At 56.8% G+C, this 21,865-nt stretch carries 23 protein-coding genes; 11 read left to right on the plus strand and 12 right to left on the minus strand.

The window, feature by feature from the left end:
- Positions 1–16: 16 nt before the first annotated feature.
- Entirely contained in the window at positions 17–1,111 is a 1,095-nt protein-coding gene (locus V0R60_RS06750) for a PLP-dependent cysteine synthase family protein (protein ID WP_330080142.1), read from the minus strand.
- Positions 1,112–1,331: 220 nt separating this feature from the next.
- Here V0R60_RS06750 and nhaA point away from each other — a divergent pair, with 220 nt between their 5' ends.
- Positions 1,332–2,510, plus strand: a complete 1,179-nt coding sequence (gene nhaA, locus V0R60_RS06755) for a Na+/H+ antiporter NhaA (RefSeq protein ID WP_136474907.1) — start codon at positions 1,332–1,334, stop codon at positions 2,508–2,510.
- 68 nt (positions 2,511–2,578) lie between these two features.
- Here nhaA and V0R60_RS06760 read toward each other — a convergent pair whose 3' ends face one another.
- A complete protein-coding gene (locus V0R60_RS06760) occupies positions 2,579–3,043 on the minus strand; it encodes an outer membrane lipoprotein (RefSeq protein WP_136474906.1) in 465 nt (154 codons plus the stop codon).
- A 145-nt stretch (positions 3,044–3,188) separates the two neighbouring features.
- On the opposite strand from V0R60_RS06760, the gene V0R60_RS06765 reads away from it, so the two are divergent.
- Positions 3,189–3,425, plus strand: coding sequence for a hypothetical protein (locus tag V0R60_RS06765; RefSeq protein ID WP_330080143.1), 237 nt, complete (start codon positions 3,189–3,191; stop codon positions 3,423–3,425).
- Here the strand turns inward: V0R60_RS06765 and pdxH are convergent.
- The 5 genes from pdxH to dinG all read right to left on the minus strand — a co-directional run bounded on the left by pdxH (position 3,422) and on the right by dinG (position 10,905).
- Positions 3,422–4,069: a pyridoxamine 5'-phosphate oxidase gene (pdxH, locus tag V0R60_RS06770; RefSeq protein ID WP_136474904.1), complete on the minus strand. Its 648-nt coding sequence runs from the start codon at positions 4,067–4,069 to the stop codon at positions 3,422–3,424. The genes V0R60_RS06765 and pdxH overlap by 4 nt on opposite strands.
- 18 nt (positions 4,070–4,087) lie before the next feature.
- Positions 4,088–5,056, minus strand: a complete 969-nt coding sequence (locus V0R60_RS06775; RefSeq protein WP_330080144.1) for an OmpA family protein — start codon at positions 5,054–5,056, stop codon at positions 4,088–4,090.
- Between the two features lie 97 nt (positions 5,057–5,153).
- The gene (locus V0R60_RS06780; RefSeq protein ID WP_330080145.1) at positions 5,154–6,299 is read right to left on the minus strand and encodes a serine hydrolase domain-containing protein; all 1,146 of its coding nucleotides are present in this window, start codon (positions 6,297–6,299) and stop codon (positions 5,154–5,156) included.
- 123 nt (positions 6,300–6,422) lie between these two features.
- Complete coding sequence (locus tag V0R60_RS06785) at positions 6,423–8,678, minus strand: beta-galactosidase (RefSeq protein WP_330080146.1); 2,256 nt, start codon at positions 8,676–8,678, stop codon at positions 6,423–6,425.
- Between the two features lie 82 nt (positions 8,679–8,760).
- Positions 8,761–10,905 (minus strand): ATP-dependent DNA helicase DinG, encoded by a 2,145-nt coding sequence (gene dinG / locus V0R60_RS06790; RefSeq protein ID WP_136474900.1) that lies wholly within the window; start codon positions 10,903–10,905, stop codon positions 8,761–8,763.
- A 97-nt stretch (positions 10,906–11,002) separates the two neighbouring features.
- Here dinG and V0R60_RS06795 point away from each other — a divergent pair, with 97 nt between their 5' ends.
- Positions 11,003–11,467, plus strand: a complete 465-nt coding sequence (locus tag V0R60_RS06795; RefSeq protein ID WP_136474899.1) for a CopD family protein — start codon at positions 11,003–11,005, stop codon at positions 11,465–11,467.
- Positions 11,468–11,521: 54 nt separating this feature from the next.
- On the opposite strand, the gene V0R60_RS06800 is transcribed toward V0R60_RS06795, so the two are convergent.
- The 4 genes from V0R60_RS06800 to V0R60_RS06815 all read right to left on the minus strand — a co-directional run bounded on the left by V0R60_RS06800 (position 11,522) and on the right by V0R60_RS06815 (position 14,130).
- Positions 11,522–12,280 carry a collagen-like protein gene (locus V0R60_RS06800; protein ID WP_136474898.1) on the minus strand — a complete coding sequence of 253 codons (759 nt, stop codon included), beginning with the start codon at positions 12,278–12,280 and terminating at the stop codon, positions 11,522–11,524.
- Positions 12,273–12,548: a DUF1145 domain-containing protein gene (locus V0R60_RS06805; protein ID WP_136474897.1), complete on the minus strand. Its 276-nt coding sequence runs from the start codon at positions 12,546–12,548 to the stop codon at positions 12,273–12,275. Before V0R60_RS06805 ends, V0R60_RS06800 begins: the two co-directional genes overlap by 8 nt.
- A 94-nt stretch (positions 12,549–12,642) precedes the next feature.
- Positions 12,643–13,350, minus strand: coding sequence for an OmpA family protein (locus tag V0R60_RS06810; RefSeq protein ID WP_136474896.1), 708 nt, complete (start codon positions 13,348–13,350; stop codon positions 12,643–12,645).
- 90 nt (positions 13,351–13,440) lie between these two features.
- The gene (locus V0R60_RS06815) at positions 13,441–14,130 is read right to left on the minus strand and encodes an OmpA family protein (protein ID WP_136474895.1); all 690 of its coding nucleotides are present in this window, start codon (positions 14,128–14,130) and stop codon (positions 13,441–13,443) included.
- 159 nt (positions 14,131–14,289) lie between these two features.
- On the opposite strand from V0R60_RS06815, the gene V0R60_RS06820 reads away from it, so the two are divergent.
- The 5 genes from V0R60_RS06820 to V0R60_RS06840 all read left to right on the plus strand — a co-directional run bounded on the left by V0R60_RS06820 (position 14,290) and on the right by V0R60_RS06840 (position 19,599).
- Entirely contained in the window at positions 14,290–14,784 is a 495-nt protein-coding gene (locus V0R60_RS06820; RefSeq protein WP_136474894.1) for a DUF6231 family protein, read from the plus strand.
- Positions 14,785–14,788: 4 nt separating this feature from the next.
- On the plus strand, positions 14,789–15,262 hold the full coding sequence (locus tag V0R60_RS06825; RefSeq protein WP_330080147.1) for a YchJ family protein: 474 nt from the start codon (positions 14,789–14,791) through the stop codon (positions 15,260–15,262).
- A 19-nt stretch (positions 15,263–15,281) separates the two neighbouring features.
- Positions 15,282–16,979, plus strand: coding sequence for a recombinase family protein (locus tag V0R60_RS06830; protein WP_330080148.1), 1,698 nt, complete (start codon positions 15,282–15,284; stop codon positions 16,977–16,979).
- Between the two features lie 44 nt (positions 16,980–17,023).
- Positions 17,024–17,827 carry a hypothetical protein gene (locus tag V0R60_RS06835; protein WP_330080149.1) on the plus strand — a complete coding sequence of 268 codons (804 nt, stop codon included), beginning with the start codon at positions 17,024–17,026 and terminating at the stop codon, positions 17,825–17,827.
- Between the two features lie 1,073 nt (positions 17,828–18,900).
- On the plus strand, positions 18,901–19,599 hold the full coding sequence (locus V0R60_RS06840) for a hypothetical protein (protein WP_330080150.1): 699 nt from the start codon (positions 18,901–18,903) through the stop codon (positions 19,597–19,599).
- A gap of 132 nt (positions 19,600–19,731) precedes the next feature.
- On the opposite strand, the gene V0R60_RS06845 is transcribed toward V0R60_RS06840, so the two are convergent.
- A complete protein-coding gene (locus V0R60_RS06845) occupies positions 19,732–19,917 on the minus strand; it encodes a hypothetical protein (protein WP_038607861.1) in 186 nt (61 codons plus the stop codon).
- Positions 19,918–20,029: 112 nt separating this feature from the next.
- On the opposite strand from V0R60_RS06845, the gene V0R60_RS06850 reads away from it, so the two are divergent.
- From V0R60_RS06850 to V0R60_RS06860, 3 genes are all read left to right on the plus strand, one after another.
- On the plus strand, positions 20,030–20,278 hold the full coding sequence (locus V0R60_RS06850; protein WP_330080151.1) for a helix-turn-helix domain-containing protein: 249 nt from the start codon (positions 20,030–20,032) through the stop codon (positions 20,276–20,278).
- Between the two features lie 54 nt (positions 20,279–20,332).
- Complete coding sequence (locus V0R60_RS06855) at positions 20,333–20,542, plus strand: hypothetical protein (RefSeq protein WP_330080152.1); 210 nt, start codon at positions 20,333–20,335, stop codon at positions 20,540–20,542.
- A 489-nt stretch (positions 20,543–21,031) separates the two neighbouring features.
- Positions 21,032–21,742: a recombinase family protein gene (locus V0R60_RS06860; RefSeq protein WP_330080153.1), complete on the plus strand. Its 711-nt coding sequence runs from the start codon at positions 21,032–21,034 to the stop codon at positions 21,740–21,742.
- Positions 21,743–21,865 lie beyond the last annotated feature (123 nt).

Here is a 21,865-nt window from a genome sequence, read left to right on the forward strand (position 1 = left end):
TGCCCCGCGATGTGTTTCAGATCCCTGCGCGCAGCACTGATGCCGGCAGCGGATGCCCCTCCTCGACACAGGCCTTGACCGTCTCGATCAACGCTTGCAACTGGTAGCCCTGCCCTAGCAGCCAATCCTGGTCGTAATAGCTGGTCGCATAGCGATCACCGCCATCGCAAAGAATCGCCACGATCGACCCTACCTCCCCGGCTGCGCGCATCTGCTGTGCTGCCATCAGTGCACCGATCAAATTGGTGCCACTGGAAGCGCCTACCCGACGGCCCAAGCGCTCAGCCAGGTAATGCATGGCAGCCAGGGACAATGCATCCGGCACCTTGACCATAGCGTCGATCACTTGTGCCAGAAATGACGCCTCGACCCGTGGGCGGCCAATCCCCTCGATTCGCGATCCACAGTCCAGGCGCAACGTGCGGTCGCCGGTCTGGTAGCTGTCGAAGAACACTGAGCGTTCGGCATCGGCACAGAGCACGCGTGTTGTGTGCTGGCGATAGCGAACATAACGGCCCAGGGTCGCGGTCGTTCCGCCCGTACCCGGGCTTGAGATCAGCCAGGTCGGTTCCGGGTGCCGCTCAAACCGCATCTGGGTAAAGATCGACTCGGCAATATTGTTGTTCGCTCGCCAGTCGGTCGCGCGCTCGGCATAGGTGAACTGGTCCATGAAATGACCGCCGGTTTCACCCGCCAGGCGCTCGGACTCGGCATAGAGTTGGGTAGGATCCTCCACCAGATGACTCCGTCCCCCGTAGAACGCAATTTGCGCGATCTTCTCTTGAGAGGTACTGGCAGGCACCACGGCAATGAACGGTACACCGAGCAGACGCGCAAAATAGGCTTCGGAGATTGCCGTCGAACCGCTGGAAGCCTCGATGACCGGTGCTCCCGGACGCAGCCAGCCATTACACAGGGCATACAGAAACAATGACCGCGCCAATCGATGCTTGAGACTGCCCGTGGGATGGCTGGATTCGTCCTTGAAGTACAGTTCAACGTCGGGGAAGCCCGGTAGAGGCAAAGGGATCAGATGCGTGTCAGCGCTGCGTTGAAAGTCGGCCTCGATGATGCGGATAGCTTCACGTGCCCACTGGCGGTGATCGTTCATGGTCCAGTCCCGGAAAATAGCTGTTCAGATGAGCATGTTAAGAAAGTCCCTACATCTATGACAGGTACAGCCAGGCAAAATAATCCCGGCCAACTGCTAGGCTGCTCAAGCCAGAGACGGTCAAATCTTATAACAAAAAAGAATATAATTTTTGTTTTAATGCATATCCTCACAGGGTAGGGTGTGCCCCTGTTCAGAACCCTCAGGATGGAGAGCGCCCTTGCTGCGTAGCACTTTCACACGTTTTTTTCAGTTGGAAGCTGCCAGCGGTCTATTACTGATTGCTGCAGCCGCCCTGGCCTTGATCATCAACAACTCGCCCTTGTCGTATCTGTACAACGGCCTGCTTGATGTGCCCGTGGTCGCCCAGATCGGCGCCCTGAAAATCGCCAAGCCCCTGCTGCTGTGGATCAACGACGGATTGATGGCCCTGTTTTTCCTGCTGGTTGGCCTGGAGGTCAAACGCGAGGTCATCGACGGCCACCTGTCCAAGCCTTCGCAAATTGTCCTGCCCGGTGCAGCGGCAATTGGCGGCATGGTCATTCCGGCACTGATCTACTGGTTCCTGAACAAAGACGACCCTGCTGCCGTTGCCGGCTGGGCCATCCCAACCGCCACCGACATCGCCTTCGCCCTGGGCGTGCTGGCTCTGCTGGGCAAGCGTGTGCCCGTGTCGCTCAAGCTGTTCCTGATGACCTTGGCAATCATCGATGACCTGGGCGCAATCATTGTCATTGCCCTGTTCTATTCCGGTGAACTGTCCAGTCTGTCGCTGATGCTCGCCGGGGCCTGCCTGCTTGCATTGATCGCCATGAATCGTCTGGGCGTGGTCAAGCTCGGCCCGTACATGGTCATCGGCCTGATCCTCTGGGTGTGCGTACTCAAGAGTGGTGTCCATGCCACCCTGGCAGGGGTCACCCTGGCCCTGTGTATTCCGTTGCGCACACGTAATGCCGAAGCCTCGCCGTTGCTGAGCCTCGAGCATGCCCTGCACCCCTGGGTGGCCTACGGTATCTTGCCCTTGTTCGCCTTCGCCAATGCTGGAGTCTCGCTGGCGGGAGTGACACTGGAAAGCTTCACCCACTACGTACCGATGGGCATCGCTGCCGGCTTGCTGATCGGCAAGACCGTGGGGGTATTCGGACTCACCTGGATCGCAGTCAAACTTGGCTTCGCGGCACTGCCAAGCGGTGCCAATTGGGGCCAGGTGCTGGGGGTTGCCATTCTGTGTGGCATTGGCTTTACCATGAGCCTGTTCGTCGGCTCGCTGGCATTCGTTCCGGGTAGCAGCGACTACGCTGGTATGGATCGCATGGGTATCCTCACCGGCTCCATTCTGGCTGCGCTGATCGGTTATACGGTCACTGCCTTGGCGAGCCGCAAGGCAGCCACTGCCTGATTAAGCCCTGGCACTAAAAAACCCGACCGGCACTGCCGAGTCGGGTTTTTTTATGGGCTACCAACGTCTCAGTGTGAAACTCGGCTAGTGCCATCAACGGTCATGATACGAACACGATCACCCACGCGGAAAATCTCGTTTTCCTGGACGGCCTGCACATAGGCGCGCATGCTGCCGTCGTCTTCACGAACAGTAATTTCTACACCCTGAGTACGGGTGAGCCCTTCTTCAGCAGCGGAACCTGCCAGACCACCGGCCACCGCACCAATGACCGCGGCAACGATGCTGCCACGGCCGCCCCCGATGGCACTGCCCGCTACACCACCAACTACGGCGCCAGCGCCACCACCGATTGGGGTCTTGGTGCCCTCGATTTTGACTGGACGCAAAGACTCGATGGTTCCCATGCGTACGGTTTGCACCCGGCGCGCTTCGTCGCGAGAGTAGGAGTCGCCGGTCAGGCTGGAAGCACAGCCCGTAAGCAGAAGCGACATCGTGGTGAAGCTGGCAGCCAGCAAAACAGATTTACGCATAGGATAATCTCCGAAAGACAGGTGTTCATTAGACTCCGCGCATTGACGACTGTCACGACTGATGCGGGGTAAAATTGATTCCATTCAGCTTCCATACAGTCTGTGTCATCGATGCAGTCTGAAAACGTTAAACGCAAGGATAGACATGGATTACTTCATCGTCGTCATCACAACTGTGGCAGGGCTGTACTTTCACTGGTGGTTGTATGTACGAATCCGCCGCTGGATGGACCGGGACCTGGCGCTCTCAATGGCAGGAACGGACGAAAGCAAAAAAGCCTATATGCTTGAATGTCTGGACAACGCCAAAGCACAAAAGGTCAAACGTGCAGACCTGGCGGCCTGGCTGGAACGCGAGGCCACCGGTTACCGGGGAGATTAAGGCGCCAGGCGCTCGCGCAACCAAGCGTCTTGTTGCAGACGATAATTGAGCCGGTCATGCAAACGACTGGCTCGACCCTGCCAGAATTCGATACGTTCTGGCAGCAAGCGATAGCCACCCCAATGTTCAGGACAGTGCGGCTGCGTGTCGCTGAATCGCTTCTCGGTGGCTTTTACCAGACCTTCGAGTTCGGCACGATCTGCAATCACTCGGCTCTGCGGTGACGCCCAGGCGCCAAGGCGGCTGCCCAGCGGACGAACCTGGTAATAATCATCTGATTCCTGGGCACTGACTTTAACCACCTTGCCCTCGATCCGTACCTGACGCTCAAGCGCTGGCCAGAAAAAGGTCATGGCCGCACGGGGATTGGCCTGCAGCTGTTGCCCTTTGGCACTGTCGTAATTGGTGAAGAAGGTAAAGCCCTTGTCATCCAACCCCTTGAGCAACAGGATCCGGCAATGTGGCTGGCCGTCGGCATCTACCGTAGCCAAGGTCATGGCATTGGCTTCTACCGGTGGTTGCTCGGTTTTTACCGCGTCATCGAACCATTGATGAAACAACGCAAAAGGCTCGACCGGGGCCTGGGCTTCTGCCAGGCCATCCCGGGTATAGTCGCGGCGCATATCTGCCAGGGTTTGAGTCATTGCTGCGTTCCTTGACGATCAGTTGGTCTTCGCAGGGCTGGTATTGGCGGCCACTTTCTTGGCAGCAGGCGCTGGCTTCTTGGCCGGGGCTTTGGCTGCAGGAGCTTTCTTTTTTGCCGTTGTGGCTTTGGCTGGAGCGGCTTTCTTGGTGACGCTGGCCTTTTTCACCGGCGCCTTGGCAGCAGGTTTTACCGCTGCCTTGACCGGGGCCTTGGCATCTTGCACGGCAACCAGCTCAGCTGGGCTCGGCGTAGGTTGTTTGTACTTGGCAACCAGAGCGATCATGGTGTTCTGTGGCGTCAGGACCATTTCTACTCGACGGTTAAGCGAACGACCTTCCACGCTGTCGTTGGCTGCGCGCGGCATTTCCGAACCCATGCCACGCAAACTCAAACGATCACGCTCAAGACCGCTGAGGCGAAAGATTGCGGCAACGGACTGGGCACGCTCTTGGCTGAGCTTCTGGTTACCGACCGCGGCACCGCTGGTATCGGCATGCCCGAGCACCAGTACTGCCGTCTGCTTGTCGGTTTCAACCGCCTTGGCCACCCGGGTAATAGGGCCGAGCGTAACAGGCAAAAGCATGGCCGGGCGGTCTGGGTTGTAGGAGCTGTCTACCGGCACAGTCACTACCAGCACATCTTCGCGGCGCTCAAGCTCGAACTTACTGTCTTTGATGGCTTCGCGCAGACGCGGCTCATAGCTGTCCAACCAGGCTTGAGTGGCCTTGTGGTCAATTTTCGGCACAGCTGCGGTCTTGGACTTGTCACTGTCGCCGAACGGCCACCACCAACGACTGCTTTGCGACTTGGCATCTGCCTTGGCAACTTTTTCGGCGACCACTTCCTTCACTTCCTGGTTGGCAACCTTGTCCGAACCGAAGGGCCACCAGTCGATCCCGCTGTCTGCTGTGCCTTGTTGAGAGTGCTGTGCGCAACCGGTCATAGCCAGACACAGGGCGATAGCTAAGGTTTTATGTGAAGACATCAGTGATACACCATGAAAATGAAAGAGATTCTACCAATGCGAACAGCATTGGAATTCAGAATAGTCAAAGGGTTCAGGCTGCACCGGGGTTAACCGATCAAAGGCACGCTGCCAGGACCCGCACCAGTTTTTGCGCACGCGGATCCATCAACACATAGGGGCCAAGGGTATTGGTGACAAAACCAAAGGACACATCGTACTCCGGATCGGCAAAGCCAACCGATCCTCCCGCTCCTGGGTGACCAAAGGCCTTGCTGCCCAGACCAAAGGTAGCGTTCGCCACTGTCGGCTGGTCGAGCATGCAACCCAGGCCAAAGCGGGTCTGGGTCAAGAGGGTTTTGTCCTGGCCCAGACTGTGTTCGCGGGTCAGTTCATCCAACAGTTCCGACTCCAACAGGCTGCCATCAAGCACGCCTGCATAAAAACCGGCAAGGCTGCGGGCATTACCGTGGCCGTTGGCAGCCGGCTGTTGCATCCGTCGCCATTCGGGCTTGTTGGTGCTGGTGAGCATGCCAGGCGGATTGGTAAATGCGCGGGTGGACAGTGCCTGTGGCTCGCGCATCGTTACCTGGAGCAGACGCTGGGCGGCTTCGTCCCCCATGTTGCCCTTGCCGCGGGCAAGATGCGCGACCCGAGGAAAATCCTCGTCAGCCATGCCTAGGTGAAAATCCAGACCCAACGGGCGTGCAGTACGGGCAACAATCGACTCGCCTGGACTGCGACCGTCAGCACGACGAATCAACTCACCAATCAACCACCCATAAGTGATAGCCGCGTAGCCGTGCGCCGTACCGGGTGTCCACCACGGAGCTTCGGCTGCCAGCGCCTGCACCATGGTTGGCCAATCATAAAACGCTTCTGCGGGCATCAGTTCGCGCAGCGCAGGCAGGCCGGCACGATGGCTGAGTAATTGGCGCAGGGTTATCGCCTGTTTGTCGGCCTGGGCAAACTCCGGCCAGTAACGCGCGACAGGGACATCGAGGTCCAGCTTGCCCTCGCCCACCAATTGCAAGGCAGTCACAGCCGTAAACATCTTGGTGCAGGAGAACAGGTTGACGATAGTGTCACTGTGCCAGGCCTCGGCGCCATCCTTGTCGGCGGTACCCGACCACAGATCAACCACGGTCTCGCCACCAACCTGAATACACAGTGCGGCACCGCGCTCCTGGGGATCGTCGAAAAGCGCGGCAAAAGCTTCGCGCACGGCTTCAAACTTAAGCTCGTAATGACCTTGAATCTGCACCCAGCCGCTCCCCGCACTCATCGCAATCGAAAATGGCGTGCATTGTTTCAGCCTCTGAGGGTTTTGGGAACAGACAGCGGTCTGGCGGCCATGGCAACACCCCTGCGCCAGACCGCCTCTGGCCTACTGAGCCTTTGCGGCCTTCTCGGCTATTGGCGCCTTGGCAATCTGCTCTTGTGCTTGCAAGTTGCTCTTGCGCACGCTGTCGACAAAACCCTGGAACGGTACATCGGTTATTCCCACAAGCCCGAAGTGACCATTTTCCCCATCCAGCAAGCGACCGCTGGCCGGCTGATCCAGATATTGGAACCAGTGCACACCGACAATCGAGGGCTCGCTCAATGCCGCCTTGACGAAAGCGTCGTAGGCCGGGCCTCGACCTTCTTCCCTGGCGACCTCCATCGGCCCAGGCCAGAACGGGCCACGATCACGCGACCCAAACTGAAACTCCGACACCAGTACCGGTTTGTCCAGTGCGTTGAGCTGACTGAAGTCGTATCCGTCCTGCGGCTTGGGTGTGTAGAAGTTGAAGCTCAGCACATCGCAGAATTCAGCGCAGGCTGCCACCGCCTCCGGCGTGCTCACCGCAAAGCGACCGCCAAGCAGCAGATGATTGGGCGCATGCCATTTGAGCGAGTCAGAAATGGTTTTGAAGTAGGTTTGCGCAAAAACCTTCTGAAAATGCTTGAAGTCGGCCTCGATTTCCGGATGCTCCGCGCTAGGCAGCGGTGGCTCGAAACCAGGGTCTTCCATCAGTTCCCAGGCCGGCAAATCGATACCCCAGGCCTTGGACAAGCCCGCCTGGTTACGGTATTTGTCACGCAATTGTTTGAGGAAGGCACGTTTGGCCGGTACATCAGTGGTCAAGCGCAAGGTGCCGTAGGCCAGGGCGTAACGTGCCTTGGGATCGTCTCCCGGTGCGGCCCAGGCCAGTTCGTTGTCGGCAAAATAGCCGATCAACCAAGGATCGTCCCGGTGATCACGCGCAGCGATGGCCACAGCACGCTCGGTGGCCATGGCAAAGCGTGGGTCGAAGGGATCGGGCATGCGCCCCCACCAGTCGACACCAGTGCTGATGCTGGTGTAGTCCCCGCCAATGGACAGCGGCAAGGTGTAAGGCAAGCGATTGGCCTGTCCCAACGCCGGATCGCTCCAATTGCCCAAGGTGTTGAAACCCCAGGCCTGCAGCCGGTCGAGGGTATGTCCCTGCCAGCGCTGATGGTCGAGCGCTGGTGCAGGGCACTCTACCGCCGCAGCGGCACTGGTCGCGGCGGCCGGGGTGCAGGCTTTGCCATGACTGCGCTCCAGGTTGGCAGCATAAAAATCGAACCAGCGTCCCTGATTGAAGTTACGGCCGCTGGACGAGCCGTTACCATCGTTGTTGTTGCCCTCGCCGAAGAACTGCGCCAGCGGTTCGCCGGCTTGTGGGAGTGCGCTGAACATCGCCTCACGCCCGGCCACATAGGTACGGCCACCGTCCGCGGCAACTGTGTTGACCCCAAGCGAGTAGAACGGGTGACCTTCAGGGGTGACCAAGTACCAGCGGCCGTCACGTTTTTCGGTACGGAAGAAGCCTTTGGCATCGAAGCTCGGGCCGCTGCTCACGCCACCGAACTTGTCCCGTGGTAATTGGCTACGCTCGGCCAGCCAGCCTTTGAGGTGCTGTTGCTCACGCGCCGCGCCTGCCTTGAGTTGGTCGTCATTGACGATTTTCTCCGGCCAACGGCTACGGGTGGACTGGCCATATGCGTCGATCAACCCGGTATATACGGCCTTCTGCAACTGGTCGTCATCCTGGATGCCTACGCGCTCGATCAGCAGGCTCTGGGCAACATTGGGCTTATTCATCGATAAGCTCACCGATACCACCTGTTTCAAGTCCAGCTCGCCGCTGCTACTGGTGAGTATCCAGCGCTGCCCCTCGTGGGTCCAGGGCATGGGTGGCCCGGCGCGCATACCCTGGCTCGATGGCGAAGAGGCCACGAGTGGCACCAGCACGGTCTGCGCCGGGCCGGCCGGAAGATCAATGCGACTGGTCAGGGTTTGACCGTTGCTGCTCAACACCGTGACATCCACGGTCAGCGGCCAGTCCATACCGCTCTGCAGGCGCAGGGTCAGGGCTGTGGCTGCTGACCAATCCCAAGCACCCGTTTGCGGGCTCAGGCGCAGCGTTGGCCGCTGCACCGGGTTGAACACCACGCGACGCAATACCTCGCCCTCAGCCGTCTGCTCTGCATTGTATTGCGGCAAGCTGGCATCTTCGGTTACCACATTGACCACCGCGGCCGGGCGCACGAAGCTGAACAGCGTCTGTTGTCCGGCCAGCAGCGAAGAGCTGAACAACAGTGCGAAGACAGCAGGCAAGGTACGACGAATCATAGGGCTGAAACTCTCCTTTAGGGCCCATGCGGGCCTTGAACTGAGTCATAGACAACGCCCCGAAGCATAGATCCCCGGGGGTTTAGGAAATTTCCCGTCGAAACGGTGGCAGTGCGTTGAGAATAGCCTTGCCATAGCGCTGGGTGACGACACGTCGATCCAGCAGGGTGATGGTGCCGCGATCTTGTTCGGTTCGCAGCAGGCGCCCGCAGGCCTGAATCAGGCGCAACGAGGCGTCCGGTACGGCGATCTCCATGAATGGGTTGCCGCCACGGGCCTCGATCCATTCGGCCAAAGCCGCTTCGACCGGGTCATCGGGAACCGCGAAGGGGATTTTGGCGATGACCACGTGCTCGCAGTACGCCCCGGGCAAATCGACGCCTTCGGCAAAGCTCGCCAGGCCGAACAGTACGCTGGCGTCACCGCCATCGACCCGTGCCTTATGCTTGTTCAAGGTTTCCTGCTTGGACAAGTTGCCCTGAATGAACACCTGCTTGCGCCAATCCCGATCCAGTCCGTCGAATACGTCCTGCATTTGCTTGCGCGAGGAAAACAGCACCAGCGAGCCCCGCGAACCCTCGACCAGGTCCGGCAGATCGCGAATGATAGCGGCTGTATGGGCCACGGCATCCCTAGGGTCGGCACGCAAGTCTGGCACGCGCAGCACGCCCGCATCGACATGGTGGAATGGACTGGGGACAACACTGGTCACCGCGGTCTTGGGCAGGCCGGCACGCATGCGGAAACGATCGAACTTACCCAAGGCGGTCAGCGTTGCCGAGGTAACCAGCGCGCCATGGGCAACGCTCCACAAGTTACGGCGCAACATTTCGGCCGCCAGGATCGGGCTGGCATTGACCTCGATGTCGAACAACGCCCCGCTTTCCGCCAGGGTCAGCCAGCGAGCCATGGGCGGGCTGTCTTCCGGATCTTCAGCAGTGAAGGCCGTCCACAATTCCCAATTGCCCTGGGCGCGCATCAACAGGCTGCCAAACAGTGGGTACCATTCTTCAGCTTGATGACTGGCGATGCCGATGCTCTTTTCAGCGTCCATGCCCTCTTTGAGCAACTCGGTCAGACGAGTGAACAGATCGGTCAGGCGTGAAAACCCCTTTTTCAGTTCAATGCCCATTTCGCGCATATGCTCGGGCACCACGCCGGCGACGAAGCGATGCCGAGGCCGCTCGCGGCCTTCCATGTCTTCGCCGGGGCGGAAGTCGGCCACCTGCTCGCAAGCGCTGAACATGAATTGCTGTTGCGCCTTGATCTCGCGGGCCAGCTCAGGCACTTGCTCGATCAATTTGCCCAGATCACCCGGCAATGGGTGCTGAGCCAACAGTTTGGTCAGGTTCTTGGCGGTTTGTTCAAGCCAGTCGGCGGTAGAACGCAGGCGGGTGTAATGGGCAAAATGACCAATAGCCTTGTCGGGCAGGTGATGGCCTTCGTCGAACACATAAATGGTATCTCGCGGATCAGGCAGTACCGCTCCACCGCCCAACGCCAGATCCGCCAGGACCATGTCGTGGTTGGTGACAATCACATCGACCTTGCCCATGCCTTCACGCGCTTTATAGAACGTGCACTGGCCAAAGTTCGGGCAATGGCGGCCGGTACACTGGCTATGGTCAGTTGTCAGGCGCGCCCAGTCCTGGTCTTCCAGGGCCTGGGGCCAACTGTCTCGGTCACCATCCCAGCGATTACCGGCAAGTTTTTCGATCATGCTGGTGAACAGCTTCTGGCTGACCTCGTCCACCTCGATCTTGAAACCATCTTCCTCGAACAGTTGGGCGGTAGCCGATTGCGCGTGGCCTTCCTGTAACAGCATGTCGAGCTTGGACAGACACAGGTAGCGGCCGCGCCCCTTGGCCAAGGCAAAGCTGAAGTTCAGCCCGCTATTGCGCATCAGATCGGGCAGGTCCTTGAAAACGATCTGCTCTTGCAAGGCGACTGTCGCGGTGGCGATTACCAGGCGCTTGCCAGCAGCCTTGGCTGCGGGAATGGAGGCCAGGCTGTAGGCGACCGTCTTGCCGGTACCCGTACCAGCCTCGACCGCCACCACAGCGGGCTCACCGGCACGTCGACCTTCATCGTCGCATTCGATATCGCCAAGTACCTTGGCGACTTCGGCGATCATCAGGCGCTGGCCGTAGCGTGGCTTGAGGCTCTTGGCTTCGAGAAAACGCGAATAGGCGCCCTGAATCGTGGTTTTGAGTTCGTTGCTGATCATGGTGTCGGGGCGCCCGAAGGGCTGGATAAATTTTCAGTGTTTCGATTGGGTCGCTATCATACCCCGCTATTGCCCCTTGCGCCGAATGGAGATCCTGATGACTGCCTTTTCCCTTCCTTATAGCCTGCACGTTCTGGCCGCCCTGGTCTGGGTCGGTGGGATGTTCTTCGCCTGGCTGATCCTGCGCCCAGCGGCGGTTTCAGCCCTGCAGGGTCCCGAGCGCCTACGCCTGTGGGTGGAAGTGTTTCAGCGTTTTTTTGGATGGGTCTGGGTGGCGATCGCAGCGCTGGCGATCAGTGGCGTAGGTATGTTGCACATGCGCTTTGGTGGATTTGACGCAGCCCCGCGCTACGTGCAGGTGATGATGGGCGGCTCGATTGTGATGATCGCGCTGTTCATTCGCGTCAACACATTGCTGTTCCCGGAACTGCGCAAGGCGGTGCAGGCGCAGGACTGGCCAGCCGGTGCGCTGGTACTGGGAAAAATTCGTCGCTTGGTGGGTATCAACCTGTTGGTCGGAATTGCGGTAGTGCTGGTGGCGACTACACGTCTGGCGATATGACGTTGTCTGTGTGATGGGCTGCGCAGCCCATCACAAGACAATCGCAAGCGTGATCTACAGGCGCTGCAGAATCAGCTCGCCGGCATTGCCGGCCAACCCTGGCTGGCCTGCCGTTCCTGGCTTACCGGGTGCCCCTGCAGCCGTGCGATATACCAGGCAACCTTTGCTCGCCCCACCAGCCCCTGCCTTGCCAGCAGCACCGGCCAGGCCTGGCGCGCCGCCATCGAGCTGGACCTTTATGCGCTCTGCTGGAAAATCCGCGGGCAATGCCAGGCGCACGCGACCACCTGCGGCGCCATCATGGCCATTACCACCGTTGTCGCCATTGGCCCCACGACTTGCCTGCCCCCAGGTGCAGCCACCAGGCTTGCCATTGGCACCATCAAGCCCGACGAACCCCGGCGCACCGGTCCCACCGCGAGCATCGATTGCCAGCGATGAAGCCTGCACGGCATGCAACTGCAGATCCAGGTCGCGCCCGGCCATCGCCGCACGTTCATAGGTACCGGGAGCACCGCGTGCCGCAATCTGGCTGCCCTCACCCAACTGCGCCCGCGCCACTTCGAGCCGCAGGGTGCTTTGCGCAGGAGCGACGGCGATGCGTGCTTCCTGGCCCAAATGCAGGTCGTCCACTTTCAGCTCGACCAGGCTGGCCGGCAGTAACAGCGTCGCCGCATCAGCCACTTCCAGGCGTTGCAGGTGGACAACACTGGACTTGTTCGGCAAACGTAATACCGAATGCGGTGCAACACTGATCGACTCAGCCAGAACCAAAGGGCTGAACAGCGCTGCAAGTAAAACCAACTTACGCATGGGGCGTCTCCTGACGTGGCGCCGGAATCGAAAGGACATGAAAGATACCGACCAGCAGGATCTGCAAGCGGTCAAACCAGCGGTGGCTACGCCCGCGCAGGCGGCCATTGAAAAAAAGTACTTCCAGCAGGTGCAAACCAAGCAGCGCCGCGCCAGCCAGACCGATCAAACGATTGAAGGGGTATTCCTGGGGAATAAGCAGATTCACCAGCACAACCCACCAGAACACCACCGTCAAAGCCTTGCCCAGCGCCAGAAAGCCTTTCATATGCGCCCCTGCTGTTATTGTTCGTAGGCGATGCCAATTACTTAGCATCGCCTACCACAGTAACCACTGGCAGGGCTCGACACCAGAGGCTCGATCAATTGAGATGCAGTTCTACCCGACGGTTCTGCGCCCGTCCGGCTTCGGTTTCATTATCAGCAATCGGCTCGCTCTCGCCACGGCCTTGACTGGTTAGCTTGGACGGCGCCACGCCTTGGCCGATCAGGTACTCGGCAACGCTGTTGGCGCGCTGCTCGGAAAGCGTCTGGTTATAGGCGTCGGAGCCTTGGCTATCGGTGTGGCCGATGACCTTGATGCTAACCACACTGGGCGCGTTGAGTTTGTCGACCAGGGCTTGCAGTTGGCCATGGGCGCCGGTGGTCAGTTCGGCGGAGTTGTAGGCAAACATCACCGAACCCTGATCATTGAGGGTGATGATTTCAGGCTCTGCCGCCTTGTCGGCAACCGGATACTGCGGCAACGGGCAACCTGTATGGCTTACCGGCGTATTAGCCGGCGTATCCGGGCAACGATCACGGCGATCGAAGACCCCATCGTCATCCTCATCGCCATCCTGGGCATAGCAGATCAGTCCGCCAGCAATTACCCCGGCAGCACCGGCACCGGCCGCCCAGGCAGAACTTTCGATAGCCCCCAGTCCCCCACCCACTAAACCACCGAGCAGGCTGCAGATTGGCCAGGTCCTTTGATTGAGTGGTGCGCTGCCATCGCTGTGGGTGGCGCAACCGGAGAGCAGGCTTGCAGCCACCAACACTGGCACTGCGGCCTTGGAAAAAACACTCATGGGAATAGCTCCTGTGTCACCGGCGTCTACCGGTCACACAGGAGTAAAGACTGGCCTGCAACACTTCTCAAGGCGCATGTCGTTTGCGTGTTACCGCTCGATGCGAATCTCGACGCGGCGGTTCATTGCGCGACCTTCTGCGGTGGCATTGTCTGCTTCCGGCCGGGACTCACCAGCGCCCTGGACCGAAACGAAGCTGGCTTGCGGCACGCCGCTGCTAACCAGGTAGTCGGTTACCGACTGGGCACGCTGCTCGGAAAGTTTCTGGTTATAGGCATCACGGCCGACACTATCGGTGTGACCGGTTACGCTCAACCGGGCGGTAGGTGCCTCATTTTTCAGGCGCGTCGCGATGGTATTGAGACGCTCCTTGTCCGCTGCGGTCAGCCTGGCAGAATCGAACTCGAAGCGAACATCGCGAATAACGATGACCTCTTCCTTGACCACCACCACTTCTTCAACCACAGCAGGTTCAGGTGGGCAGCCGTTGGCATCGACTTGCACACCACGTGGAGTACCTGGGCACTTGTCGCGACTGTCTGGTACACCATCACCGTCTTCATCGCCATCGCCGTGGGCCCAGCAATAGCCAGCCGCCATGCCGGCGCCAAGCAACGCACCCCAGCCAGCCCAGCTTGAACTTTCTATAGCGCCCAATGCGGCGCCGCCTACGCCCCCGACGGCAGCACACTTCGGCCAGTCGGTTTTTTGCAGACCTGCGCAACCAGTCAACACGCTGGTTAGCAGAACCAGAGGTAATGCTGTGCGTACTATGCTCATTTTGTTGCATCTCCTAGGGGGAATCGGTTTAAACCGATGCTCTGGGAGTAAAGACCGCACAAACCATCTCCGCCAGCAATAAGCCATGACGCGGCCGTCAGCCACTATGCCTGACGGCCGCGGACCGTTAGTCTTGACGCATCTGACCGAGGATTCCCGATGATTGACGGATTTTCCCAACGTACACCTCAGCAAGCACTGGCAGCGTTGCTTGAACGCCATCCACCGCAACGCCTGTTGCTGGTTGGCACGCGTTTTCCGGCTTTGGAAGCCTTCATCCAGGCACACCCGCATGTGGAGATTGCCCAGGCCACACCGGGCCTTCTGCCTAAGGAGCTGGCAGCCCAGCGCTTTGACCTCGCCCTGCTGGTCGATTGCCTTGAGCATTTGCCCAAACGCGATGGTCTGCAGTTACTGGGGGGTATCCGCAACCTAAACGCCAGTCGCGTAGCCGTGCTGGCCGACATGAAGGCCTGCGGCTGGCAGGAAACTGATTTCTTCGCTCTGGCGATGCAGGTCAATGAAAAGTTTCAACGTGACGATCAGGTTCTGAGCCTGTTCACCTATGATCTACGTGAATACAAACAGGTCCCGGACTGGCTCAACGCCAAGTTCTGGGCCAACCCGCAAAATTTTGGCAAGTACTGGTGGTGAAACAATGAGTGTCTCGGTTTGTCCCTGCGGCAGCGGTAACGTGCTCGACGCCTGTTGCGGACACTATCACGCCGGGCATCCGGCGCCCGATGCACAGGCCTTGATGCGATCGCGCTACAGCGCCTATGTATTGGGACTGATCGATTATCTGATCAATACCACCTTGCCTGCCCAGCAAGCGGGCCTTGACCGCGCCGCGATTGCCGCGTGGAGCGCACAAAGCACCTGGCTGGGCCTTGAGGTAGAGAGCGCCGAAGTATTCGGAGGCCAACCCGAGCACGCTTTCGTCACCTTCACCGCTCGCTGGCATGACCATGACGGCGAACATAGCCATCGCGAGCGCTCAGCCTTCGTGCAAAACGGCGGACAGTGGTACTTCATCGATCCGACGGTAGGACTCAAGGCCGGTCGTAACGACGCCTGCCCTTGCGCCAGCGGGCAGAAATTCAAGAAGTGCTGCCACAATTACCTACCATAGCAATTTGAGCGGTTGTCCCGTGAGCAAGGTTTTCAGTTACATCAGATTCAGTAGTGCAAAGCAGTCAGCAGGCGACAGCTACGCAAGACAAGTGAGAGCCGCCAAGGCGTTCTGCGATGAGAATGACTTAGAGCTGGCTGACCCTCGTGAATACCTTTTCTTCGATGCAGGCCGCTCAGCATTCAAGGGCAAGCACCTTGACGACACTGGCGAGTTAGCCCGATTCCTGAGCTTCGTTGAAGACGGAACAATCCCACCGGGCAGTTATCTCGTAGTGGAGTCTTTGGACCGTCTTTCACGTGAACGAGTGAGAGACGCCCTTCCTCGTTTCCTTGATCTTCTGGCAAAAGGCATCAACGTCTACACCAGTGTGGACAAACGCCTGTACACCAAGGATTACAACGAACTCGACCTGATCATCTCGATCATCTCAATGTCACGTGCCCATGAGGAATCGGCAACCAAGGGTGGCCGGGTATCCTCTGCATGGCGTGCGAAGCAGAAGGAGGCTCGCACCACTGGCAAGCCCTTGGGCAAGCTCCGTCCGTTATGGCTTGATGTGACACCAGATAGCTATGTGCTCAACCCTGACAAAGCTGCCGTTGTTCGCCGCATATTCGACCTGTCCACCAAGGGCCACGGCTCCCGCATCATCGCAGCAACATTGAATCAGGAAGGCATTCCCGCTTTCAGTGCAGGAAGAAAGAATTTCTCCGGTCTCTGGGGCTTCTCGACCGTGCGACACATCCTTGATAGCCGGACGACCCTTGGAGAGTATCAGCCTCACATCTTCATAGACGGCAAGAGAACTCCTGACGGAGAGCCCATTAAGGGCTACTTCCCCGCCGTGGTAACCGAAGATGAATTCTACCTAGCACATGCTGCCCGAACATCTCGCAAAACCCATACCGTCACCAAGACCACCACCAATTTCAACGTGCTGGCAGGCATCCTTAATTGCTACAAATGCGGGGCCGCCATGCACCTCCAAGGCCAACGTGGCCGCAAGTATTACAAATGCTCCAAGGCTACTAGGGGGCTGTGTGACGCCGGGATCATCAGCGCCCCACGCACCGAGGAAGTATTTAAAGAGATGCTGCCTAAGGTAGACAGCCTGTCGCTGGTGCAGGACAGCTCGGGCAGATTGCAGAAGTCTTTGCATATTGTAGAAGGCCGCATTGCATCTCTTAAAGTGCGTCAGGACGATGCAGAAGCGTCACACGCTGAGTTCCCATCCCGCATCACTGCGAAGCTACTACACGAACTAGAAGCCGAGATTGGTGCTCTTGAATCGGAGTGTGCAGCCATCAGTGAGCAGTTGGCATCTGACAGGGTGATGAACAAAGACGACTTCTTTAAGAAGCTGGACCTCGTTTCGTTTGAAGGCCGGGTAGCTGCTAACAATCTCATCAAGAGGCTTGGCCTCTACATCTTCGTCAACAAGAACGGCAGAACAGACGAGACGTATTGGGTCACTAAGAACAACGCCATCCCCACTCTGTTCAGTGCCGAATCACCAAACCTGCTCTTCTACCTGATGCACCAAGGCGGCAACATCCGTTTTGAAGCAATGCACGACGAGCATGTCGACCTTCAGGTGACCCAAGGCGACCTGAACGAGGTGGAAGCCACCTTTGCCAAAACTGAATCTTGGGATGAGCTACCGCCAGAGCTTCTGGCGATGTGGAAAGCGCGTCACGGAACCGTTAAAGAATAGCCTGTAACCCTACCACCTAGGAATATTAGAGAAGGACTTAAAGCATGGCTAAGAACAAAGGAACTCCACCAAAGCCACGTACGGAATGGGTATACGGCACAACAAAGGATGTAGTTTCGGAGTTGACAATTAGTTTTGACCCGGCGACAGGACTTTTCTCCATCCCCCAATTAGACCCCACCTCTGTTTACAACAAGGTTACGCATCCGCGAGACACCAAGGAAGACAAGGTTGTCTCCTCCTTCCCAATTGGAGGCAATGAGTTTTATCTAGATGACATGTGGCCACAGCTCGTCAAAAACTTTGATCACTTAATGGCGATTGATACCAATTATTACGGCGACCCTGGCTTTCGAGAGAGACATAACGGCTACGCCATTGGAGTCTGCTCTTCATACATAATAAAGAAGAAACTAAGCGAATTGGAGATGCCTTTTCCTGTAGAGCCTCACAAAGCATTCTTGATTGCTACGAAATCTGATAGCAGTGTATTTGAACCGATTGGCTGGCATCTAGCTATAACCTCTCTTAACCACAACCTATTGAAAGGCAAAAGACTTGGCATAATTGTTGATCATGATCTGGGCAAAATCCCAGCTTTCAACAACCGAGAAGAAAGCTATTTCAAAAACCATCTACTACCCGAACACATAAAGCTTCTATACGGATCATCTGACAAAACTGGAAGCATAATCAACAGCATCTTCAAACACTGCGACAGCGCAGGAAAGTCCGTAATGGACCATATGAAAAAGCATGGATTCTACGTGCCTAAAAATTCGCGACAAATTCACCTTGACGACTTCATCATTCACGATGTGCACATCACCCACAACCAACATTCATAATCAGAAAGTTCGCAATCGGCCAACTATTAACATGGATCAAATTCAATCTTCCACATCAATTAATCCTTGACAGCTTATTGAAGATCAGGTAAGATTTTCGACTCAGCCAGACACGCCTGAAACATCCGCCGCTTATGGGCGATTGATGTCAGTATCGTGCTGCCTGAGATTCACCAAACTACACCGGCATCTACCGAGAGGAATTGCCTATTGAAATGAACTGACACAGGAGAACATCCATGCCGTACCCGCTCGACTTGAATTTGACTTCCCCGGCCTTCCAAGCCAAACCGTCTGAACCCACCACCCCCACCCCAGACTCTGCCAACGATAGTGTTAGCGGAAAGCTTGTGTGTGGAGTTGGGATTAACGACCTCCCCGGACACTCGTCCTACCGTGACCCCAAGACCGGTAAGCTACGGCTACAGCCAGAGTATTCAGCGTGGAACGCTATGATCAATCGCGGCTATGGCAAGAAAACCCATGCTCGCTGCCCCACTTATATCGGTTGCTCAGTACACCCTGATTGGCTCCGCTTCTCTGGGTTTAAAGCGTGGTTCGATCAAAACCACGTTGAAGGCTGGTGCCTAGATAAAGACCTGATTTGCCCCGGCAACAAGGTGTATGGACCGGAGCACTGTCGATACGTGCCCCCGTATCTCAATCTCATCGTAACCGACTCCGCAGCCACCCGTGGCAAGTGGCCGCTAGGGGTAACTAAGCATGTACGAGGGGTTGGGTATCAGGCGTTTTGCAGAGCTGATGGCAAGCAAATTCGCCTCGGCAGCTTTGCCTGCCCCTTATCAGCTCACAAAGCTTGGCAGGAGAAGAAGGCAGTTGTGATCGATGACGCCCTACAGCGGTACATGAAGGAACGAGTGGTGCACATAGAAGTTGTGCGAGCGCTGATCCACTACGCCGACAGACTTCGGGCTGACGCAGCAGCAGGTAGGGAAACCACTGGATTCTCAACTTAAAAGTTTCACTGAACACGGCCGCTGGTATTCGCTTGCGGCCCAACCACATACCGAGGCAACCGCCCATGAAATGAACTTACCCCAAGGAGGATTCCCATGGCTTTCAATCCCGCTCATAACTTCAACATCAGCACCCACCGCACCGATGATTACTGCATCAGCACAGATACTGGAGAAATCATTGGGCAATACGTTTCCTATGCATTCACACCCCCTACAGACCCGATCCAAGAGCCCAAATCAGAGGCCGTAAGCAGCGGTTCAAAATCCTGTTTGAGCTCTAAGCAATCCCAAGATGCACTGCGATTGCTGTCCGCAGCGAACGATTCGCAGAATGCACCAGCTGAGCCGCAGAAGAAAATTGCGACGATGAAGAGCGTGACCCGTCCTTTTACTGTCATGCACAACCCGCTCCACCGCCTGATTGCACTTGCTGACGTGCATCCTGAGCACGATCTATATGATCTGCCCGCTCAAAATTGGGTGGAGGATTACGTGATGGCCGCCTGCTACACCGTAGCCAAAGCGAGCAAAGGGAAGCTGAACGTTAGCCCTCAGCACGTGTACGCGGCAGTGAAGATGCCAGATATAAGCACCGCAGCTGTAAGAAACGCCACAGGACTTGGAAAGTCTCAAGGTTCACTGATCGCCCAGTGCGCTCGACATGCTCTGGACGGAATGATGATGTATCTGGAGCACAATCCACAGGTTCGGGACGTACTGCAAGCCGAGCTCGATTGCATCGATGATTGCACCAGTGCTTACACAGAGCTCCGACAGGCCAACGCTGCTTGATCACCTAACGGATTCGAGGGGAGATAGTCCGGGACTAAATAGACGAGACCTTACACGGGTGATCGAGATAGTCCGGGACTATAGAAAGCAAGGGTAGCAAGATTGGACCTTCCTCCCTAATAGGCTATCAATCTACGCCTTGCGTTGCAGAATCTGCTTGATCTGTTTGTCGATCTTACGATTGTGCCAGTCATTCGCACGCATATTCATGCCCCAGACGAACAGCCATAACCCACAGGTAGGGATGCACATCAGCAGGTGCAAGATGTGGTTCGTTGTCTTCTTCTGGCTGGTCAGGTAGTAGAGCTGATCGTTCATGGTCTATCCGTGGTTCGTGGATGGCATACCTAGGCGAATCAGAATATCCGAAATTCAGATATCTGAAAACCGGATATAGGTTGAGAGGCTACCCATCTGTAGCCAGCCAGCCATGCCGAAGACGATCTATCGACCTGAACACACAGTCTTACTGAATCTGCTACGAAAGCACAGAAAGGCGGCGGGCTTGACCCAAGTCGATTGCTCCAAGGCACTGAGTCGACCCCAGTCATTCATGAGTGACGTTGAGAACGGGACACGTCGATTGGATATTGTGCAGCTCCGCGACCTATGTGAGGTTTTGGGAATCAGCCTTATCGAACTAGTGCAAGAACTTGAGAAAGGCATACTGGAGCTCTAACCTGCTCTGACGCCCATGCAGATGCCGTAATCTCAACCGATCAGGAAGCCACACATGGAAGATAAGCGCTTGGTCACCGCTGACACACTGGAATTGCTTCTGCTAAATCAGCACGCCCTGAGAGCTGGGCTTGAAGAGCTCTCCCTCTGGATCAGTCAGCGAGGATCAACCACCGTGCATGACAATGTACTGACCATCCTCACCACGCTAGACACCAATACCGTAGCAATCTCGTCAGGGATCGAATCTCTACGCTCTCTATAATGTGCGTCGGAAAAGCAAAGCACCGGATACAGCTACCGGGCAACCTTAGAATAACTAATCTAAAACTATCAATAACTCACATTAAATTTAAGTTATTGGCATAGCCGTGTTGCCAGAAAACTCCCTCCAACAATCCTCCAACCCTTGATTTCATTGGCCCACAGCCTATCAGGCACAGTATGCCAAGCCGGGAAAACCCGTTTTTGCTTAGCGAGACGCTTTCTCTCGCTCCGTCGCGGAATTTAAAAATTGAGCAAAAGCTTTCAAACAGACGTGCCAGACTGCTCGCCCACCAGATGCTAGACATTCTGTCAGCTATTTCTGCACGATGATTTCAAACGAATGAATACTCCTTGGTGCAAATCCCCAGTAGTCCATTTGTCATTTGGGATAACTTGAAAATATCATTAGCACTGACGAACGTCTGCCCAATTGACAATTATTCATGATCGTTGATACAGTGGCCTCACACACAGACGGGCCATCATCATGACAGACGTTGTTGCTTACATTCGGGTATCCACCAAGAGCCAAGGCGATTCTGGTCTGGGTCTGGAAGCACAGCGTGATTACATCGAACGTGCAGCACACACGAACGGCTGGAACGTCATTGGTGAGTATGTGGATGTGGTGAGCGGCAAGCTCGCCCTTGAAGATCGTCCAGAAGGTGCAAAAGCTCTGGCAGCGTGCAAACAGCACACCGCTCAGTTGCTGGTAGCCAAGTTGGACCGTCTTTCCCGCTCCGTTCTGCACATCGCCCAGTTGATGGAACAGGTTGATTTCAAGGTGGCAACAATGCCGCAAGCCAACACCTTCCAACTCCACCTGTTTGCAGCACTTGCCCAGCAGGAGCGGGAGTTTATCGCCACCCGTACCAAGGAAGCTCTGGCTTCCCTTCAGAAACGTGCAGACGCTGGTGATGCAGTAGCCCAGCAGAAGGTGGCCAATCGTGCAGAAGCTCAAGCCAAGGGCCGTGCAGTGGCCGACATTACAGCAGCCAACAACATCCGTATGGCGAGCGTAGCGAAGTATCAAGCCACCATTGAGCCTCACCTGAAATCCTGCCTGCATGACAAGATCAGCACGCTGCAATCGGTCGCTGACTGTCTGAACAAGAAGGGTCTTCGCACTCCAAGGGGAAGCGAGTTCAACGCTACTGCTGTTCGCCGTCTGATGCTGGCCATCAACGTTTCGTTCTAACAGCGGGTTAGTAGGCATTCTATCGGGATGCATTCACCCCTAAGCCACGTATTCTGTGGCCTACAGCCGTTTTGGGCTGACGGATTCCTCATGCCCCTGCCAACACACGCCCCAGTTACTTTC

Source organism: Pseudomonas auratipiscis (genome assembly GCF_036324085.1).
GTDB lineage: Bacteria > Pseudomonadota > Gammaproteobacteria > Pseudomonadales > Pseudomonadaceae > Aquipseudomonas > Aquipseudomonas auratipiscis.

What these genes read in the sequence shown, in the direction of transcription:
- V0R60_RS06760 (WP_136474906.1), bottom strand. Translation starts at nt 3,043, where the DNA reads ATGCGTAAATCTGTTTTGCTGGCTGCCAGCTTCACCACGATGTCGCTT.
- V0R60_RS06775 (WP_330080144.1), bottom strand. Translation starts at nt 5,056, where the DNA reads ATGTCTTCACATAAAACCTTAGCTATCGCCCTGTGTCTGGCTATGACC.
- V0R60_RS06795 (WP_136474899.1), top strand. Translation starts at nt 11,003, where the DNA reads ATGACTGCCTTTTCCCTTCCTTATAGCCTGCACGTTCTGGCCGCCCTG.
- V0R60_RS06805 (WP_136474897.1), bottom strand. Translation starts at nt 12,548, where the DNA reads ATGAAAGGCTTTCTGGCGCTGGGCAAGGCTTTGACGGTGGTGTTCTGG.
- V0R60_RS06840 (WP_330080150.1), top strand. Translation starts at nt 18,901, where the DNA reads ATGGCTTTCAATCCCGCTCATAACTTCAACATCAGCACCCACCGCACC.
- V0R60_RS06785 (WP_330080146.1), bottom strand. Translation starts at nt 8,678, where the DNA reads ATGATTCGTCGTACCTTGCCTGCTGTCTTCGCACTGTTGTTCAGCTCT.
- V0R60_RS06815 (WP_136474895.1), bottom strand. Translation starts at nt 14,130, where the DNA reads ATGAGCATAGTACGCACAGCATTACCTCTGGTTCTGCTAACCAGCGTG.
- V0R60_RS06835 (WP_330080149.1), top strand. Translation starts at nt 17,024, where the DNA reads ATGGCTAAGAACAAAGGAACTCCACCAAAGCCACGTACGGAATGGGTA.
- V0R60_RS06765 (WP_330080143.1), top strand. Translation starts at nt 3,189, where the DNA reads ATGGATTACTTCATCGTCGTCATCACAACTGTGGCAGGGCTGTACTTT.
- dinG (WP_136474900.1), bottom strand. Translation starts at nt 10,905, where the DNA reads ATGATCAGCAACGAACTCAAAACCACGATTCAGGGCGCCTATTCGCGT.
- V0R60_RS06800 (WP_136474898.1), bottom strand. Translation starts at nt 12,280, where the DNA reads ATGCGTAAGTTGGTTTTACTTGCAGCGCTGTTCAGCCCTTTGGTTCTG.
- V0R60_RS06850 (WP_330080151.1), top strand. Translation starts at nt 20,030, where the DNA reads ATGCCGAAGACGATCTATCGACCTGAACACACAGTCTTACTGAATCTG.
- V0R60_RS06750 (WP_330080142.1), bottom strand. Translation starts at nt 1,111, where the DNA reads ATGAACGATCACCGCCAGTGGGCACGTGAAGCTATCCGCATCATCGAG.
- V0R60_RS06855 (WP_330080152.1), top strand. Translation starts at nt 20,333, where the DNA reads ATGGAAGATAAGCGCTTGGTCACCGCTGACACACTGGAATTGCTTCTG.
- V0R60_RS06810 (WP_136474896.1), bottom strand. Translation starts at nt 13,350, where the DNA reads ATGAGTGTTTTTTCCAAGGCCGCAGTGCCAGTGTTGGTGGCTGCAAGC.
- V0R60_RS06820 (WP_136474894.1), top strand. Translation starts at nt 14,290, where the DNA reads ATGATTGACGGATTTTCCCAACGTACACCTCAGCAAGCACTGGCAGCG.
- V0R60_RS06825 (WP_330080147.1), top strand. Translation starts at nt 14,789, where the DNA reads ATGAGTGTCTCGGTTTGTCCCTGCGGCAGCGGTAACGTGCTCGACGCC.
- pdxH (WP_136474904.1), bottom strand. Translation starts at nt 4,069, where the DNA reads ATGACTCAAACCCTGGCAGATATGCGCCGCGACTATACCCGGGATGGC.
- V0R60_RS06860 (WP_330080153.1), top strand. Translation starts at nt 21,032, where the DNA reads ATGACAGACGTTGTTGCTTACATTCGGGTATCCACCAAGAGCCAAGGC.
- V0R60_RS06845 (WP_038607861.1), bottom strand. Translation starts at nt 19,917, where the DNA reads ATGAACGATCAGCTCTACTACCTGACCAGCCAGAAGAAGACAACGAAC.